This window comes from Heliomicrobium undosum (assembly GCF_009877425.1).
GTDB lineage: Bacteria > Bacillota > Desulfitobacteriia > Heliobacteriales > Heliobacteriaceae > Heliomicrobium > Heliomicrobium undosum.
Window position 1 is genome coordinate 68,636 of record NZ_WXEY01000011.1, and the last position, 16,225, is coordinate 84,860.

General features: G+C 61.7%; 15 protein-coding genes. All 15 read left to right on the plus strand.

Features of this window, described 5'->3' with window-relative positions; genetic code table 11:
• Window position 1: 1 nt before the first annotated feature.
• Genes GTO91_RS11255 through GTO91_RS11325 form a run of 15 tightly spaced genes read left to right on the plus strand, consistent with a single transcriptional unit; the run spans window position 2 to window position 16,206 of the window.
• The gene (locus GTO91_RS11255) at window positions 2-1,975 is read left to right on the plus strand and encodes a methyl-accepting chemotaxis protein (RefSeq protein ID WP_207709012.1); all 1,974 of its coding nucleotides are present in this window, start codon (window positions 2-4) and stop codon (window positions 1,973-1,975) included.
• Between the two features lie 23 nt (window positions 1,976-1,998).
• The gene (locus tag GTO91_RS11260; RefSeq protein WP_161258814.1) at window positions 1,999-3,471 is read left to right on the plus strand and encodes a chemotaxis protein CheW; all 1,473 of its coding nucleotides are present in this window, start codon (window positions 1,999-2,001) and stop codon (window positions 3,469-3,471) included.
• A 3-nt stretch (window positions 3,472-3,474) separates the two neighbouring features.
• On the plus strand, window positions 3,475-4,578 hold the full coding sequence (locus tag GTO91_RS11265; RefSeq protein ID WP_161258815.1) for a protein-glutamate methylesterase/protein-glutamine glutaminase: 1,104 nt from the start codon (window positions 3,475-3,477) through the stop codon (window positions 4,576-4,578).
• A 35-nt stretch (window positions 4,579-4,613) separates the two neighbouring features.
• Window positions 4,614-5,414, plus strand: a complete 801-nt coding sequence (locus tag GTO91_RS11270; RefSeq protein ID WP_161258816.1) for an STAS domain-containing protein — start codon at window positions 4,614-4,616, stop codon at window positions 5,412-5,414.
• Window positions 5,415-5,418: 4 nt separating this feature from the next.
• Window positions 5,419-5,796, plus strand: a complete 378-nt coding sequence (locus tag GTO91_RS11275) for an STAS domain-containing protein (protein ID WP_161258817.1) — start codon at window positions 5,419-5,421, stop codon at window positions 5,794-5,796.
• Complete coding sequence (locus GTO91_RS11280) at window positions 5,793-6,197, plus strand: anti-sigma regulatory factor (RefSeq protein WP_161258818.1); 405 nt, start codon at window positions 5,793-5,795, stop codon at window positions 6,195-6,197. The genes GTO91_RS11275 and GTO91_RS11280 overlap by 4 nt, the downstream gene beginning before the upstream one ends.
• Window positions 6,198-6,227: 30 nt before the next feature.
• Window positions 6,228-7,211, plus strand: coding sequence for an ATP-binding protein (locus GTO91_RS11285; protein WP_161258819.1), 984 nt, complete (start codon window positions 6,228-6,230; stop codon window positions 7,209-7,211).
• A complete protein-coding gene (locus tag GTO91_RS11290; protein WP_161258820.1) occupies window positions 7,208-8,665 on the plus strand; it encodes a sensor histidine kinase in 1,458 nt (485 codons plus the stop codon). Before GTO91_RS11285 ends, GTO91_RS11290 begins: the two co-directional genes overlap by 4 nt.
• 2 nt (window positions 8,666-8,667) lie before the next feature.
• Window positions 8,668-9,792, plus strand: coding sequence for an Hpt domain-containing protein (locus tag GTO91_RS11295; protein ID WP_161258821.1), 1,125 nt, complete (start codon window positions 8,668-8,670; stop codon window positions 9,790-9,792).
• Window positions 9,761-10,171, plus strand: a complete 411-nt coding sequence (locus GTO91_RS11300; protein ID WP_161258822.1) for a response regulator — start codon at window positions 9,761-9,763, stop codon at window positions 10,169-10,171. Before GTO91_RS11295 ends, GTO91_RS11300 begins: the two co-directional genes overlap by 32 nt.
• Before the next feature lie 13 nt (window positions 10,172-10,184).
• Window positions 10,185-12,137 carry a HEAT repeat domain-containing protein gene (locus tag GTO91_RS11305; protein ID WP_161258823.1) on the plus strand — a complete coding sequence of 651 codons (1,953 nt, stop codon included), beginning with the start codon at window positions 10,185-10,187 and terminating at the stop codon, window positions 12,135-12,137.
• Window positions 12,121-12,948 carry a CheR family methyltransferase gene (locus tag GTO91_RS11310; RefSeq protein ID WP_161258824.1) on the plus strand — a complete coding sequence of 276 codons (828 nt, stop codon included), beginning with the start codon at window positions 12,121-12,123 and terminating at the stop codon, window positions 12,946-12,948. The genes GTO91_RS11305 and GTO91_RS11310 overlap by 17 nt, the downstream gene beginning before the upstream one ends.
• A gap of 11 nt (window positions 12,949-12,959) precedes the next feature.
• Complete coding sequence (locus GTO91_RS11315) at window positions 12,960-13,343, plus strand: response regulator (RefSeq protein ID WP_207709013.1); 384 nt, start codon at window positions 12,960-12,962, stop codon at window positions 13,341-13,343.
• Window positions 13,344-13,348: 5 nt separating this feature from the next.
• Window positions 13,349-15,802, plus strand: a complete 2,454-nt coding sequence (locus GTO91_RS11320) for a chemotaxis protein CheA (protein WP_161258825.1) — start codon at window positions 13,349-13,351, stop codon at window positions 15,800-15,802.
• Window positions 15,803-15,825: 23 nt separating this feature from the next.
• The gene (locus GTO91_RS11325; protein WP_161258826.1) at window positions 15,826-16,206 is read left to right on the plus strand and encodes a response regulator; all 381 of its coding nucleotides are present in this window, start codon (window positions 15,826-15,828) and stop codon (window positions 16,204-16,206) included.
• Window positions 16,207-16,225: the final 19 nt, after the last annotated feature.

The following is a 16,225-nucleotide window of genomic DNA, read 5'->3' on the forward strand; positions in this document are numbered from 1 at the left end:
CGTGGAGAAAAAATTAGCCAGACCGGCTGCAGGATCGGTGAGCGGCCCTAGCTCAACCCAGTTGAATCACAAACTGGGACGCCAAGATCAAGGGGGTGCGGCGGAAGAGATCGCCCAGAAGCGGGACCTGGCCAAACGGAAGGCCATGGAGAAGGTCCGCGCCCGCACCCTGGCCAAGCAACAGCAGTTGGCTGAACGCATCGCCACCGCCACGGAGCAACTGGCTTCCGGCATCGAACAGGCCAGCAACGCCGCCGTTGAACTGGGCTCGACGATGGCGCAGATCGCCACTGGCGCCGATGAAGCCGCATCCGCCGCCGAGCAGCAGCGAGCAGCGATCAACCAGATCGACAAGGCGTCGGTCATCGCCAGCAGCCGCGCCAAAGAATCCTTGGAGAAGGTCAATATCGCCCAACCCCTGGTCCTGTCCACCGCTGCCGACATAGAACAACTGATCGACGGCATCAAAGAATCAGCCGATACGAACATAGAATCGACGAAATTGGTCAACGATCTGGAGAAGCAATCGGCTGAGATCGGAAACATCGTCGATGCAGTTGTCCGCATCGCCGACCAGACCAACCTGCTGGCCTTAAACGCCGCCATCGAGGCTGCTCGCGCCGGCGAACACGGCCGCGGATTCGCCGTCGTCGCCGACGAGGTGCGCAACCTGGCCGAGATCTCGGAAAAATCGGCCCGCGACATCCGCAACCTCGTCTCCAACATCCAGGAGAACGTGAAGATCGTCGTCAAGGATGTGGAAGAGGCCGGCGTCGCCGCCAACGCCGAGGTGGAAAATTCGAAAAAGATCACCGAGGATCTGAACAAGATCAGCAAAGAGATGGTGGCCGTTCAGAGCGCCGTTACGGAAGTCGCCCAGAGCGCTGTCGACGCCACCCAAGGCGCGGCCGAATTCCTCTCCGTGGCCGAACAGGTGGCCGCCGCCGCTGAAGAGCAGAGCAACGCCGCAGAAGAGGTCAACCAGGCTGTGTCGGAGCAGAATAAAGCCTTCTCAGAGATGGGCTCCGCCGCCAACGAACTGGCCCAACTGGCCGAGACGCTGAAGGTGTCCACGGACGCCCAGAAGTCCTCGGAGGAACTGGCCTCTGCCGCCGAAGAGTTGTCAGCCAACGTGGAAGAAGCCAACAGCGCCTCCCGCCAGATCATGACGGCCATGGGCCAGTTGTCCCAAGGCGCCAAGGCCCAAGGGGAAATGACCCAGAAGGGCGCCGCCCTCTCGGAGCGCCTCGTCGCCGCAGCCAACCAGATGCGCAGCCTCTCCTCAGTTTCCGAAGAGAAAGTCACCGAACTGCGCACCCTGCTCGATACCAATAAAAAAGGTGTCGACGGCCTAATCATCGGTATCACCAATGCTTCCGACGCAAGCATTGTTTCAGCCCGCAACATCAAGATCCTTGAAGAGACGACGCGCAAGATCGACAAAATCGTCGACGCGATTGTGAATGTGACCATCCAGACAAACATGCTGGCTGTCAACGGCTCCATCGAAGCCGCCCGGGCAGGCGAGTACGGCCGCGGCTTCTCCGTCGTCGCCGGTGATATCCGCACCCTGGCCAACGAGTCGGCTGAGAATGCCGACAAGATCAAAGACCTGGTCCGCAATATCCAGAGTCAGATTCAGAAGGTTACGGAAGACATCGAACTGTCGGCGAAAAAGGCCGTTCAGGAAGTGGAAAAGGCGAAAAAGTCCACCCACAACCTGAACGAGATTGAGGACGCCATGCTGGTCATCCTTAAGGGTGTCAAAGAGGTGCTTAAAGGCGCCGAAGAATCGCTGATCGCCCTTGAACAGGCCCGCAAAGGCGTCGACCAGATTGCCGCCGCCGCCCAGGAAGCCGAGAAAGCGGCCGCGGAAGCCAACATAGCCGCCCAAGAACAAGCCAAAGGAATGCAGGAACTGGCCGAAGCCATTGAGGAGATCTCCGGATTGGCCGACGAACTGCAGACGATGTAAGCGGAGGGGAAGGAGCAAAAGGAATGACAGCAGCCGAAACTGCAAGGGCCGTCGGCCTGACGGAGCGGCAACTGGTCACCTTCCACCTCGGCAACGAAGAGTTTGGCGCCGACATCATGAATGTGCGGGAGATCATCCGCTTCGCCGAAGTGACGAAGATCCCCCAAGCGCCAGACTATGTGGAAGGTGTCTGCAATCTGAGAGGAAGCATTCTCCCGATCATCGACGGCCGCACCCGCTTCGGGATGGATCGAGGTCAACGCGACGAAAACACGCGGGTCCTCGTTGTCGATGTGAGCGGACAGGTGACGGGGATCGTCGTTGACCGCGTATCAGAGGTCCTCCGTGTCGCCGGCGCCGATATCGATCCGCCGCCGGCGGTGATCCGCAACGAAGCGGTCCGCTACCTTGACGGCGTTGTGAAATTGAACGGAGGCAAGCGCCTGATCATGGCCTTGAACCTGGAACAGGCGCTCACCGTCGAATCAGAGAACAGGGACTTTGACCTGCAAACAGCCGCGGCGGCAGCGGTCCGCGAAGTAGCGGCCCAGCGCGCCGAGTTGGAAGAAGACCAACTGGTCACCTTCCTGCTCGGCCAGGAGGAATACGCCTTCGACATAATGCATGTCAAGGAGATCATCCGGGTCCCCGAGATCACCGCAGTGCCCAATGTGCTTCATTATCTGGAAGGGGTCGTCTCGATCCGCAACCAGTTGCTTCCCATCGTCAACATGCGCCTGTATTTCAACATGCCGAACGTGCCTGTCACCGACCAGTCGAGGATCATCATCGTCGACCTGGGCCAGATGACGGCAGGCTTCCGCGTCGACCGCGTCCTAGAGGTCATCCGGGTCCCCAGGAGCGTCATCGAGCCGCCGCCGCCCATCTTCATCAACGGAGAACTGGAGCAGATCCGCGGCGTCGCAAAGTTGAATGAGGGCAAACGGCTCTTCATGTGCCTGAACGCCGCCAACCTGCTCGACGCCGACCTGGTCAGCGACCTGCTGGAGCGAGGCGAGAGCAACGTGGTCCGGGAAAACCAGAGCAGTTCCGGGGCCATTGAAGAGGAACAACTGGTCGCCTTCCGTCTCGGCAAGGAAGAGTTTGCCATCAAGATCACCGATGTGCAGGAGATCAACCGCATGACCCAGGTGACCCAGATGCCGGGCGCGCCGGGTTATGTGGAAGGGCTCGTCAACCTGCGGGGCAACATCATCCCGGCGCTTAACCTTCGCCGCCGATTTGGCATGACCGAACGGACCCACGATGACGCCACCCGCATCATCATCGTCGACGTGGGCCTGCGCAAAACCGGCATCATTGTCGACGCCGTCACTGAAGTCCTCCGCTTCGAACGGAGTCTGGTCGAAGAGACGCCCCGCCTGCTTTCTGAAACAGTCGACCGTGAGTACATCAGCGGTGTGGCCAAACTGAGCGGCGGCAAGCGCATGGTCATGATTCTCGACTCGGAACGGATACTAAAAATCGAGGGATAGCCGATGAGCATTCGAGTGTTGGTGGTCGATGATTCGGCCATGATGCGTAAGGCGCTCCGTCAGATCCTCGAAACCGATCTGGACATCGAGGTGGTGGCCGCCGCACGCGACGGCGAAGACGCCTTGAAGAAAGCCCAAGAACTCTCGCCTGATGTGATCACCCTGGACATCAACATGCCTGTGATGGACGGGCTCACCTGCCTGTCCCTTCTCCTCGAACAAATCCCCGAGGTGCAGGTGGTGATGGTCAGTTCCCTGACCCAGGAAGGCGCTATCACCACCTTTGAAGCCATGGAACTGGGCGCCTTTGACTATGTGGCCAAACCCTCGGGGACCGTCTCGGCAAACCTGCACATTGTCGGCCGGGAACTGATCGCCAAGGTGAAAGCGGCGGCGAAGCGCAAACGCCGCCGTCCCGGATCCCGTCTGGCCGGGCGCAACGCCAGCCGGAGCGCCGGGCGGCCCCCCCTTGGCGCGAACCGCGCTGAGCGAGGCGACCATTCCATCCTTGTTCCGGACCGCGCCTTCCGCAAGGTTGTCGTCATCGGCGTATCGACGGGCGGGCCGAGCACACTGATGGAAATCCTGCCCTACCTGCCCGCTGATCTCGACGCATCGGTCATCGTCGTCCAGCACATGCCGCCCACCTTTACAAACAGCTTCGCCAAGCGCCTTGACGACTACTGCCATCTGCGCTTTTCTGAAGCGAAGGCGGGCGACAAGTTGGCCAGGGGTGAGGGTTTTGTCGCCCCTGGCGGTCACCACCTGGTGTTGAAGAAAAACGCCCTCCGTGACGATGTGCTCATCCGCCTCACTTCGCAGCCGGCCAACACCCTCTTTATCCCCTCTGTTGACGTGACCATGCATTCGGTCGTGGAATTGTTTGGAAAACGGACCGTCGGCGTGCTGCTCACCGGGATGGGCTCGGACGGGGCCGACGGCATGGTGGCCATCCGCCAGGCCGGAGGGGTGACCATCGCCGAGGATGCCTCGACGGCTGTCGTCTTTGGCATGCCTCGGGAGGCGATCGAGCGGGGCGGCGCCGAAATCGTGGCGCCTTCCCATCAGATCGCCCGGGAGATCGTCAAAGCCGTGAACCGCTGGTAGCGGCCGCTTACCATGAAGGGAGAAAAGGAACAACGATGAATGAAAAGCATCCGACGGAAAAGGATAATCAAAATGCCTATGCCGACTGGCTTTCCGCCGTCAGAAGGAGCGCATGGGGCGCAAGCGGCGCTTTTAACCTTCAGGAGACGGAACGGCTGGGACAACATTTGATCGACGGGATCTCCATCACCGCGACGACGGGAGAATTGCCGGAGTTTTTACGGAAGACGCTGCGGGAGATCACGGAAATGGCGGTGGCGCACGGCTTGAATCCCTACGACACGGCGCTTTTTGTCTTCTCCTTGCGTCCCTTCCTGGATGATTTGCTGCCCCATATCGACGGGAAAAAGAGGACGACCGTGCTGGATCAGGCGGGGCTCTATATCTTTGATGTGTACCTGAAATCTCGGGAAGAGTTGATCATCAACCAGCGCCAGGACCTGCTCGAACTCTCGACGCCTGTCATCCGCGTCTGGGAGGGCATCCTCGCCGTGCCGTTGATCGGAACGATGGACAGCAAGCGCGCCCAGCAGGTGATGGAGAAGCTGCTGAACATGATCGTCGAGACGAATTCCCGGGTGACCATTCTCGACATCACCGGTGTCCCCACTGTCGATACGCTGGTTGCCAACCATATCCTCAAGACGGCCGCTGCCGTGCGACTCCTTGGCGCGACCCTGATCATCACCGGGATCAGCCCCGTCATCGCCCAGACGATGGTCCATATGGGCGTCGATCTCGGCGCCGTCACCACGCGGGCCGTCATGGCCGACGGGATTGCCCTGGCCCTGGAGTTGTTACAGAAGCGGATCGGTTCCGAAGCGACGGCCGGTTAAGGCCATGGAAAAGGCGACCATCGTCAAATTGCAGGATCTCCTGTTGGTCACTCTCCAGAGCGACATGAACGACCAGTCGGCCATGGGGATGCAGCACAATGTGCTCGAAACGGTCTCGCGTTCAGGTGTGCGCGGCGTCATCATCGAGGTCTCCCAACTGGATCTGATCGATTCCTATATGGCCCGCCTCCTCTCCGATACAGCCCGGATGATCCGCCTCATGGGCGCCGTCACCGTGCTGGTCGGATTGCGACCGACGGTGGCGATCACCATGGTGGAGATGGGTCTGATCATCGAAGAGACACAAACCGCCCTAAATCTGGAAGACGCTATGGCGAAATTTAAAGGGGGCGGGATAACCCGAAGGGGGAACGGCCAATGATGGGCCGGGTGGAGATTGCCACCGAACCGGATATCGTCCTTTGCCGGCAGGTTGCCCGCCAGGCAGCGATTCGACTTGGTTTTTCCCTGATCGACCAGACCCGCATCACCACCGCTGTCAGTGAATTGGCCCGCAACACCTTCCTTTATGCCGGACGGGGTACGATGGAGTGCCGGGAGGTGTCAGGCGAGGGAAAAGGCAGAGAAAAAGGCCTGGAATTCGTCTTTCGCGATCAGGGGCCCGGCATCGCTGACGTGGAACTGGCCATGACTGTGGGCTATACGAGCGGCGGCGGTTTAGGGCTGGGGTTGAGCGGCGCTCGCCGCCTGATGGACGAGTTTACTATCGACTCCCGCATCGGTCAAGGAACGGTTGTCCAGATCATCAAATGGTTGGCCTGAATGGCTGACCCATCAGGGAGGGCCGGTGCTATGCCAGCGTACAAGGTGAACCGCGATGACGAGGTGGGCCACGTTCGCCGGCAGGCGCTCTCCTTTTGCGGCCAGATCGCCTTCAGCCCGCAGGAGCAGGCGGAATTGGCCATCATCATCACCGAACTGGCCACCAATCTGGCGCGGCACGCCACCGCCGGGAGATTGAGCGTGGAAGCGCTTCCCGGGGGTAAGGGTGTTACCATCGAGGCGCTTGACGAAGGCCCGGGGATCGGCGATGTAACGGCCGCGCTCGTCGATGGCGCCTCCTCGAAAGGCAGCCTCGGCGGTGGGTTGGGGGCGATTCGTCGCTTGGCCGACGAGTTTTCCATCCGCTCCGGTCCCGGCGGCACCGAGGTCAAGGCGACGAAATGGGCTGGCGAGGGGCGCGGCAACGAATTGGAATTCGGCGTCTACAGCCGGCCCCATCGCGAACACAGTTGCTGTGACGACGGTTTTTGGATTCAACAGGACCGGCTGACGACATGGCTGGCCCTTTTTGATAACGCCCACTATCCGGTTGAACGAGGTGCGGTTTGGCGCCGCAATTCCCTGGAAGGCGCCCTGCGCAGCTTGCAGGGATTGCCGCTCACAGACATGGTCGCCATGGCGCACCGCCAGACCTTCGGCGGAGGAGGGGCCTCCCTGTTGCTGGGGAGGTATGATCACCGAAGGCATTTACTCGAATACGTGGCTGTCGGGGAGATCTCCGGGGCGTTGCTTTGGCCAGGAGGGTGGCGTGAGGTCGAGTGCCAGACGGGAAGGGTGGGGCATTCGTTGCCGCCCTTGATCCTGCGCCGATTGCCCATGACAACGGGCATGGTGCTGGCAGCGGCCACAAAAGGCGTTGCGCTCCACTGGGAATCCATCGCAACGGCAGACCTGAAGGGGGGGAATCTGGGGGATATGTGCCGTCAATGGGTGCGGACATGGGGAAAACAGGATGACGACGCGACGGTGCTGTTGGCCCGGGTCCGCTCATGAAGGAAACGCTGGAGGCCCGGTGTCGCGGGCAGGCCGAGGCTGTGTTGCCGGCCTTTGCTCGCCTTTTGGGAGAAGCCGGCGCTAGGCCGGATACTTTTTTGCGCGGGATTGTGCTGATCCTCTGGCAGTTGTCTGCTGCCGGCGAAGAGGCCGGCGAGTGGCAGGGGCGCCTGTCGCAGGATAAAGAGGGGTTTCTCATCGCCAGCCGGCTGGCCGTTCCGGCGGGGATGGTTCCCCCCCAATCAGACCCTGTTTTCGACGCCTGCTTTCCCAATGCCATATCTGCCTCCTCGGGGGAACGGTGGTGGGAATTGCAGATTCGCGACACCCACCCGCTTCCCGCGCCCGACCAAGGCAAGGGCTGGGCGGAGGGAGACGGATGGCGCCAGGTGGCCGGGAGCCTGGGCGCCTTACTGAATCAGTTCAACCGGCTCCAGGATGAGGTGCGCAGCCTGACGGAGGAACTGATGCTGACCAGCCAAGGCGTCGTGGCCCTCGTGGAAGAGATGCAGATCTGGGTGGAAAAAGGCGAGGGAATGGCGCCCTCGGGCCTGCTGGAGGATCGGGTGCGGGCGAACCGCGATCTGGTCCACCGCTTGCAGGAAAAAGAGAAGGCGCTCCAGCAAGCGGATCGCCTAGCCACGATCGGTCGCCTCGTCGCCGGCGTGGCCCATGAGATCAACAACCCCCTCACCTTCATCAAGGTGAATGCGGAACTGTTGTCGCGGTATCTGGAGCGGGGAAAGCTGTTCTGCGATGCGCCTGCTGTCGATCCTATCGCAACTGCTGCGGCGGATCCTGCCGGCAAGCCTGCTGCCGTTTCTGCTGCCGCCACCGGACCCGCATCTTCCACAACGGGCAAGGCGGCGCTGGAGGCCGAGGCGAAGCGGGCCAATCAGGCCATCTTCCGGGGCGTGGAACGCATCGCCAACATCGTCAGCGGTCTCAAGTACTTTTCTCGGCAGGAACGGGGAGAAAAATGCGCCGTCCAACTGCGCAAATGCCTGGAGGACGCCTGGCTGCTCGTGTCGAGCGACAGCGAGCTATCCCGGCACGTCCAATTTGCCCATCAGGTCCCTGGCGACCTGTACGTGCGGGGAAACGCCCAGCAGTTGGAGCAGGTGCTGATCAACCTGATGCACAACGCCCTCAAGGCGATTCAACGTTCCGAACGCGCGCCGGGACGGCTCCTGGTGGAGTCTTACGTCGCTAGTGATCAAAGCGGACAGGCCATCATCCGCGTTCGCGATAATGGCTGTGGCATCGACCCGGCAGAATTGCCCAATGTCTTTGAGCCTTTTTACACCAACGACGGCAAGGGAACCGGCTTGGGTTTGTCCATTGTCCAGGGCATTGTGACAGAACATGGCGGCACCATCACCGTGGCCAGCGAACCCGGGGCAGGCGCCGTCTTCACTATCCGGCTGCCGGCCATGCCGCCGGAGGAGGTATGACCATGAATCTGAACAGCCAATACGATTTCTACGCCGTTTTTTTTGATGAGTCGCTGGAGATGCTGGCGGCGGCCGGCGCGGCGTTGCTGGCCGCCGAAGAGACGGGACAGCCGAGCCGGGCCGTTCCAGAGGTCTTCCGGGCCTTTCACAGCATCAAGGGCGGCGCCCAGAGCCTGGATCTTGACGATCTGGCCCGCTTTGCCCACCGCATGGAGGACTGGCTCGATCCCTTCCGCCGGGGAAAACCGGCAGGGACGGCCATGGTGAATATCCTGCTCGATGCGATGGACCGGATGGAGGCCGGATTGACAGGATTGCGTTCCGGCGATCTGGACATCGATTGGGCTGAGGAACAGCGGCGGTATCTGCAGACACTGGAGGCAACTGACGAGGGGTTTGCTGAGGAGGTTGCGGCCGGACATGGGTCCGGTTTTGAAGAAAAAGCTGCCGGCCAAGATGGGCGAGCAGTGAATCCAGCAGCTGCAGGACCGTCAGTGATTGAAGATAGCGCCGCGAAGGCGATAACACCGGCAAATCCGCCGGGCAGCCGCCTGCTCTGCCTGCGGATCAGCTTGAACGTCGATGCGCCGATGCCTGACGTTCGCCACTTCCTGGTGCAGGAGCGCCTCAAGCAGGCCGGCCGGATTCTCGATAGCCGGCGCGGCGAGGGGCCCGATCACCCGCTGATCCTGGTTGTGACCACCGATCAATCGGATGAAGCGATCCGGCAGAATTGCGATGTGGGCGATGTGGAAAAGGTGGCGCTGACGCCGGTCAATGACCGCCTGTTTTCCGGCGCCGATGCGCTGATCGCCGAGGCCGGATTTGGGGGGATTGGGGTCGCGCTGATCGATATCAGCGAAAGGGAAATCCTCGAACCCGCCGACCTGCGGCGCCTCAGCGAAGCCCGTTCTGCCCTGGCGAGAGAGGGAAAACAGCTGGGTCTGATTACCGACGGCCCCTATACGCGACGCCACCTGAACATCCTGGAGGCGGCGGCCCCTGTGACAGGGGAACTGCCGGTCTACAGGAGCCACTTTGAAGCCCGTTGCGACAGGCCGGAACGGAAGAACCGGTCGGAAGGGAGGACAGGGGATGTACCCGGAAACGAAAGTGCTGCTCATTGACGACGAAGAGGAACTCTGCATCAGCCTGCAGCGAATCCTGCAACTGGAGGGCTATGTGACCGAATACACGACATCGCCCATTAAGGCGCTGGACATGGTCAAGGCCCGCAAGTATCACATCATCCTGGCTGACATCGTCATGCCGGAAATGGACGGGATCGAACTCTTGTCGGCCGTCAAGGCCTATGATCCCCTGGCCCAGGTGATCATGATGACGGGCTACTCGACAATGGACAAGACGGTGCGCTGCTTGGAAAAGGGCGCCAATGACTATCTGCTCAAGCCTTTTTCCGACCTGGACAAGGTGATCGAGGCGGTCCGGTTGTCGGAGGCCAAGCTGCGCCGTTGGTGGGAGAGCATGCGGGGAAATTTTGCCTGAGGGGGCTCATGGAATGAACAAGGCGAAAGGGCTGCTAGAGAGCGAGCGTGAATCAGACCGCAGCGAGGCGGTGGCTCTCCTCGCCGGAACGGCCTCGCTGAGCGGCGTGGAGCTGCTGGCCCGGCAGTTGGAGCGGGAACCGTCCGCCTATGTGCGCCGACAGATCATCCGGGCTTTAGGGGAGATGCGCAACCACCGCACCGCCGCCGTCACCGCCGGGCTGCTCTCCTCCGCTGACGCAGCCGTTCGCAACGCCGCTTTGGAAGTGATGCGCAACCTCGGTCCGGTGGCGGTGCCGGCGTTGGAGGAACGGATGCAGTCCCCCTCCCGGGACCTGCGCAAGCTGGCCGCCGACGCCCTGGCTGCCATTCCCGGCGAACGGGCCAGCCGCTTGCTGCAAAAGGGATTGGACGATCCCGATCCCAATGTGGCCGCCGCCAGCGCCGAGGCGTTAGGCGGACGGAAGGAACCGGACGCCGCAGCGCTGCTGCGGATGAAACTGGCCGAGGCAAACAACGTCTGGGTTGCCTTCAGCATCATAGAAGCCCTGGCTCGCCTCGGCGATCCCACCGCTATGCCGACCATTGACACCTATCTCGCATCCTTCCGGGGCGGAAGGCGGGAGCGGATGGCGCTGGCGGGCATCTGGGCCTTTGCCGCCGGCCGGCTCGGCGATGAGCGATGCCTGCCCGCAGCCTGGGACTTGCGCCGGGAGGGCTTGCTGACGCCGCGAGAACTGCTGATTTTGCTCGGCAGCCTGCAAGACCGTGGAATCGAGCCGGGACCGGCGGGGGCGGAAATGAACGACCTGATCGCGCAGTATCTGGAAGACGGCGGCTCCCGGGAGGCTGTCACCGCCGCCCGCCTTGCCGCCCGCTGTTGTCCGGCGCTGCTGTACATACACCTTCCCAAACTTGTGGCGAAGTTTGGTCAGAGCGAGAGCGTGCGGGAGGAACTGCTCCAAGCGCTGCTGCAAGCCGGCCCGTCCCCTGAGCGGCTCTCACGGCTTTTAGAAAACGCCGAAGATCGCCTGGCCGGCCTGCTCCTCGGGGCGGCCGAACAGGCCATGGTGATCCTTCCCCTGGAGGTCCTGCAAGAACTGGCGGGGCGCGCTGACGAGGTGATCGTGCGGCAGTCGGTGTCGCTGGCCTGGCGCTGTGGGATCGGGGCGGAACCTTTCTTGAACGCCATGGCCCGTCACCGGGAACCGGAAGTGGCGGCTGTCGCCCTTTCCGGTCTCGGATTGATCTGCGGCGAAGGCGCCCAGCCGGTGCTCCTCAAGGCGCTGGAACACCCCAGCGGCCGCGTGCGGCGACAGGCGGCGGACACCCTGTCCATCCTGTCGCCGCAAGGGTTGCAGACGGAACTGGAACGGCTCTTTGACCGCTGCCCCGAAACGGCGCGGCCAGAGGTGCTGGAGGTAATGACCGCCCTGGGAAGCGCCAACCTGCATAGCGCCTACCTGCGCGCCGCCGCAGCGGCCGATCGCGATGTCCGCTCCCGCGTCGCCCGCGCCAGCCGCCTGATTCGTTCGGAAGAGGTCTTTTTGTCGGTCATGGAATCGCTGGCCAACGACCCTGATCAGGAGGTTCGGCGCGTGGCCATCGCCAGCCTGGCCTCGCGCAGCGGCGACGGCGTCTACCGGTTGCTCCGCTATCTCTATGAGAACGACCCCTGTCGCAACCACCGCTACCACATCCTCACCTGTCCCGAGATCTTCCGGCATCCGGAAACCTTCGAGTGGCTCACAGACAACATCGAGCAGGTTGACCCGCTCTTGCGCCTCGCAGCCGTTCGCGGTATGACCCGGATGGGCGCCAAAGGGAAGGAGTACCTGGAGGCCTTGCTGGAGTCCCTGTCCGGGACCGGGTGCGGAACCGTGACCGGGTGCGATGAAGAGATGGCCCAGGCGGTCAGCCAGGAACTGAAACGGATAGGAGGTCGGCGGGATGAGCTTGACGACTGACCTCTATCAGCGCTATGTCGATCTGATCTACAAACGCACCGGGATCTGGTTTGAACCGCACAAACTCTACTATGTGGAAAAGCGGATCAGCGAGCGGATGGAAGAACTGGATGTCATCGATTACCGCGAGTACTACCACCTGATCAAGTTTTCCAACGACACCGCCGAGATCGAGTTGTTGATCAACCGGCTCACCGTCAACGAGACCTACTTTTTTCGAGACTTTCCCCAACTGGCCGGTTTTGCCGAAGCGGTGCTTCCGGAGGTCGTCCGAGAAAAGCAAGCCGCCGGCGTGCGGAAGCTGAAGATTTGGAGCGCCGGTTGCGCCACCGGCGAGGAACCCTACACCCTCGCCATCATTCTTTTGGAGATGCTGCCGGATCCGAAGTCCTGGGAGATCGAGATCCTGGCCACCGATATCAACACAAGGGTCCTGGAGGAGGCGCGCAAGGGGTACTACAACGCCCGCTCGGTTAAGGATGTTCCTCCCGAGTACCTGGAACGATATTTCACCCGCCGGCTGGATAGGCACCTGATCAACCTGAATGTGAAAAAGATGGTTCAGTTCAAGTATTTGAACCTGATGGATCAACAGGGGATGCAGGAACAGTCGGGGTTTGATTTCATATTTTGCCGCAATGTGCTCATTTACTTCAATCCCGAATCGCGTCTCAAGGTGTTGGAGAACTTCTACCGGTCCATCCGCAGCGGCGGATTCATCTATCTCGGTCATTCCGAGTCGGTCAGCCGGATCACGGAAGCCTTCAAGATGAAGCGGGTCGGCGGAAACATCGTGTACTACAAGCCGTAGGAGGTGACGATGTGGCACACATCTTAGTTGTTGACGATTCTGCCATGGTGAGACGATACCACGCCTATATTTTGACTTCCCTCGGCTATGACGTGGAGGAGTCGGAAGACGGCCTACTCGCTCTGGAAACGCTGCTGAAGGGCGATCACGACCTGATCATCACCGACATCAATATGCCGCGCATGGACGGCTTCCGGTTTATCGCCGAAGTTCGAGAAATGGCGGCCCACCGGGAGACTCCGATCATCATCGTCACCACCCAGGACCATGCCGTCGACGCGGCGCGGGGACTGGAGCTGGGCGCCAATGTGTACGTTGTCAAGCCGACGGAGCCGGAAAAACTCGTTCACTGGATCCGCCGTCTGCTTCCAGGGAGCGGCGGAAAGGAGGCCTGACCCCCATGCATTATCAATTTGGTCCCGATGATCTGGAGATGTTGCAGGCCTTCACCGACGAGGCGGGCGAGTACCTGCAGCAGGTCGAAGAAGCACTCCTGCAACTCGAAGCGGCGGAGGGAAACTCCGGCTCAATCAACGATATCTTTCGCCATGTCCACACGATCAAAGGACTGGCCTCCTTTTTTGGCTTTGCCGAGATCACCCGGCTCAGCCATGAGGCGGAATTCCTCCTCGACAGCATTCGCAGCGGCCGCGCCCAAATGGACGGCATGCGCATCGGATTGCTGCTGGACAGCGTCGACGCCCTTGGGGAGTTGCTCAGCCAGTTGCGCGCCGCCTGTGAGGCGGTGTCGGCCGGCGCCGGTGTGGAGGTCCGGTTCCAGATCGACCGCGACCTGGACGGCCTGATCGGCGATCTTGAAGCGGCGCTGCCGCCGAAGGAGGGGGCTTTCGTTGCGGCGAGTCAGGCGGAAGCGGATGGGGTGGACGGTGCCGCCGTAGATGCCCCTGCCGGCGCGAAATCCCAAGCCGCCGGAAGCACCGTTCCGCCGGCGCCTGCCGGGGAAGAGGACGAACTCCTCGTCGTGATCAAGGGAAAAGCCGGCAAGGCGGCGCTGGAAAATTTTTTGCTCGAAGCGGAGGAGCACAGCGAGATCGTCTGTGACCGCCTCCTCATCACCCTGGACAGCGAGCCGGCCGATACATCCGCCTTGGCCGAACTGTTCCGGCGCGTCCACACCCTGAAGGGAAACCTCGGTCTGCTGCTCAGTTTTAACGCGCCGGAAGGCTCACTCTGGACGCCGATAAAAGAAACGATGGAAGTGTTCCAAAGGATGGAAGAGATGCTGGAAAAGGTGCGCACCCTCCGGCTGCCCTTGCCCGTATGGGCGATCGACCTCTGTTTTGCTTGCATGGACGCCCTGCGCCGCCTCGTGCAGATGGTCCGCTCCGGCGAAGGCCATCCCGATCCGGCCAACCCGCCGCTGATGCTGCAACTGGATGACGCCCGCCTCCGGTTGGAGCAAATCGGCGCCGGCGATTCTGCAGCCCGAGCGGCAGAACCGGCGGCCCCCCTCGCACCGGGAGCGGATGTGCCGCAAATTGCCCCTCCCACATCAACGGACCTGCCGGATATGCATCCAGAAAAGGCTCGCTCCCATTCGCCCCAGGAGGGTGGCGGCGCCAAAGGCGATCATCGCCCAGGGGCCGATCCCGTGAACTCCAACGGCGCGAAGCGCAACGGGCAGGAAAACGGCAACGGTCACTCGGTCCGGGTCAGCGAAGAAAAGCTGAACCGTCTGATGAACGCCATCGGCGAACTGGCCGTCACGAAAAACGCCTTCAGCCAGATCGCCCGCAAGTTGATGATGGACTACAACCTGCCGGTCATTTCCCGGGAAGTCAAAGAGGCCGGCCAGTGGGTGGAGCGCATCTCGGCAGAACTGGAAGACGCCATCATGGCGATGCGCATGACCGAGGTCCGCATGGTCTTCCAGAAGTTCCCCCGCGTCATCCGCGACATCGCCTTGCAGACAGGCAAGCGGATCCAACTGATCATGGAGGGCGAAGAGACGGAACTGGACCGGACGATCATCGAGCAGATCGGCGACCCCCTCATGCACCTGGTCCGCAACGCCGCAGATCACGGCATCGAACCGGAAGAGGAACGCAGAGCCGCCGGCAAGTCGCCCCAGGGGCGCGTCTGGTTGCGCGCCTACAGCCGCGGCAAGGATGTATTCATCGAGATCGAAGACGACGGTCGCGGAATGGACCCGCAGAAGTTGAAGGCCAAGGCGGTGGAGAAAGGGTTCATCACAGCGGCCCAGGCGGAGGAACTCAGCGACGCCCAGGCCTTCCAACTCATCTTCCTCCCCGGTTTCAGCACAGCCCGCGCCGTGTCGGAGATTTCCGGACGCGGCGTCGGGATGGACGTGGTCCGCAACAATATCTCCGCCTTGCGCGGAACCGTCGCCGTCCACAGCCGCTTAGGCCAAGGCACGAAGATGACGATGCAACTGCCCCTGACGCTGGTCGTCTCCCGAGGCCTGCTCGTCGAGTCGGCGGGACAATTGCTGATCCTTCCCCTCGAAAACGTGATCGAAACCCTGAAGGTTCCAGCCGATCGGTTCGTCTTTCGCCGCGGCCGCCGGATGCTTCAGCACCGCGGCGGTGTGCTCGGCGTCCTCTCCCTAGCCGGCATCCTCGGGATGCCCGAACAGCCGGCGGAGGGGCAAACACCAGTGGTTGTGCTCAGCGACGGCCACGTGAGGGTGGGTGTCGTCGTCGACCGGCTGATCGACGAGCAGGATGTGCTTGTCAAGGCCTTGCCGGACTACCTGGCCTCCCTGCCGGGCATGGGCGGCGCCACCATCATGGGAGACGGGCGCGTGGCGCTGGTGATGAACGCCGTCGAGGTGATCCACATGGCCACCGGCGGCGCGCGACAGATCGGCTAACTGAAAATCAAGGAGGAACAGCCATGACAGAACTGCAAAAACACCGGATTATGCTCGTCGACGACTCTCCCTTCATCCACAAGGCCCTGAGCAGAGCCCTGGAGCCGGCCGGTTACGAGATCTGCGGCGCTTTCCGCAACGGCCAGCAGGCCGTAGAGAACTACGGCAGCCTCCAACCGGACCTGCTGATCATGGACATCACCATGCCGATCATGGACGGTGTCGAGGCCGCGCGGGAGATCAGTTCCCGACACCCCGGCGCAAAGATCATGATGCTGAGCGCCATGGGCGATGAAGAGATCCTCGAAGAGGCCCGCAACGCCGGCGCAAGCGGCTTTATGACCAAACCCTTTTCCAACCCCGAACTGCTGGAAGCGGTGGAAAAACATTTGAGCGTATCTTGACAGGTCCCGCAAAACCATT

What these genes read in the sequence shown, in the direction of transcription:
- GTO91_RS11275 (WP_161258817.1), top strand. Translation starts at nt 5,419, where the DNA reads ATGGAAAAGGCGACCATCGTCAAATTGCAGGATCTCCTGTTGGTCACT.
- GTO91_RS11310 (WP_161258824.1), top strand. Translation starts at nt 12,121, where the DNA reads ATGAGCTTGACGACTGACCTCTATCAGCGCTATGTCGATCTGATCTAC.
- GTO91_RS11320 (WP_161258825.1), top strand. Translation starts at nt 13,349, where the DNA reads ATGCATTATCAATTTGGTCCCGATGATCTGGAGATGTTGCAGGCCTTC.
- GTO91_RS11265 (WP_161258815.1), top strand. Translation starts at nt 3,475, where the DNA reads ATGAGCATTCGAGTGTTGGTGGTCGATGATTCGGCCATGATGCGTAAG.
- GTO91_RS11260 (WP_161258814.1), top strand. Translation starts at nt 1,999, where the DNA reads ATGACAGCAGCCGAAACTGCAAGGGCCGTCGGCCTGACGGAGCGGCAA.
- GTO91_RS11325 (WP_161258826.1), top strand. Translation starts at nt 15,826, where the DNA reads ATGACAGAACTGCAAAAACACCGGATTATGCTCGTCGACGACTCTCCC.
- GTO91_RS11280 (WP_161258818.1), top strand. Translation starts at nt 5,793, where the DNA reads ATGATGGGCCGGGTGGAGATTGCCACCGAACCGGATATCGTCCTTTGC.
- GTO91_RS11305 (WP_161258823.1), top strand. Translation starts at nt 10,185, where the DNA reads ATGAACAAGGCGAAAGGGCTGCTAGAGAGCGAGCGTGAATCAGACCGC.
- GTO91_RS11295 (WP_161258821.1), top strand. Translation starts at nt 8,668, where the DNA reads ATGAATCTGAACAGCCAATACGATTTCTACGCCGTTTTTTTTGATGAG.
- GTO91_RS11285 (WP_161258819.1), top strand. Translation starts at nt 6,228, where the DNA reads ATGCCAGCGTACAAGGTGAACCGCGATGACGAGGTGGGCCACGTTCGC.
- GTO91_RS11270 (WP_161258816.1), top strand. Translation starts at nt 4,614, where the DNA reads ATGAATGAAAAGCATCCGACGGAAAAGGATAATCAAAATGCCTATGCC.
- GTO91_RS11300 (WP_161258822.1), top strand. Translation starts at nt 9,761, where the DNA reads ATGTACCCGGAAACGAAAGTGCTGCTCATTGACGACGAAGAGGAACTC.
- GTO91_RS11290 (WP_161258820.1), top strand. Translation starts at nt 7,208, where the DNA reads ATGAAGGAAACGCTGGAGGCCCGGTGTCGCGGGCAGGCCGAGGCTGTG.